The sequence below is a fragment of the Thermobrachium celere DSM 8682 genome, from assembly GCF_000430995.1.
Lineage (GTDB): Bacteria > Bacillota > Clostridia > Clostridiales > Caloramatoraceae > Thermobrachium > Thermobrachium celere.
This window is the reverse complement of sequence record NZ_HF952020.1, coordinates 6,169-6,666: the sequence shown is the minus strand read 5'-3', so window position 1 is coordinate 6,666 and position 498 is coordinate 6,169. Positions and strand designations below refer to the sequence as shown.

Sequence of the window (498 nt, the reverse complement as noted above, 5' to 3'; positions counted from 1 at the left end):
TAATATCCACAAGAGATAACAGAAGATGAATGTTGAATATGAGCTAATTTGTGGTTTCAATTAAAGCCCCCTTACTTTTATTTTTATCAATTGCATTTTTCAATGCATTGACTAGCTCATTTAAGCCTTCTTTGTTTGTTGGATACTCTGAAAATGTTAATGTTTGGATTTAACTCTCTTGCAACAGATTCAACCTTTTTATCATCGAAGTCAAAATAAGACTTCATATCATATTTATTTAATACTAATATTTCTGAAGTTGAAAACATTAGAGGATACTTTTCTACTTTATCATCACCCTCTGGTATGCTTAAAATTGCAACTCTTATATCTTCTCCAATGTTAAATTCTGCTGGGCATACCAAGTTACCTATATTTTCTACAATAATCACATCAATTTCGTCTAAATTAAAATACTGAAGTATGTGTTTTATTGACATAGCCTCAATATGGCATGCTCCATCAGTATTTTAATTGAACTACTGGTATATCCATCTT

The 498-nt window shown here is 29.9% G+C and carries 1 protein-coding gene; it reads right to left on the bottom strand.

All coding sequences use genetic code 11. The features are described 5' to 3' along the window. Nucleotides 1-116: 116 nt before the first annotated feature. A complete protein-coding gene (hypB, locus tag TCEL_RS10420; RefSeq protein ID WP_018663814.1) occupies nt 117-440 on the bottom strand; it encodes a hydrogenase nickel incorporation protein HypB in 324 nt (107 codons plus the stop codon). Between the last annotated feature and the right edge of the window lie 58 nt (nt 441-498).

What these genes read in the sequence shown, in the direction of transcription:
- hypB (WP_018663814.1), bottom strand. Translation starts at nt 440, where the DNA reads ATGTCAATAAAACACATACTTCAGTATTTTAATTTAGACGAAATTGAT.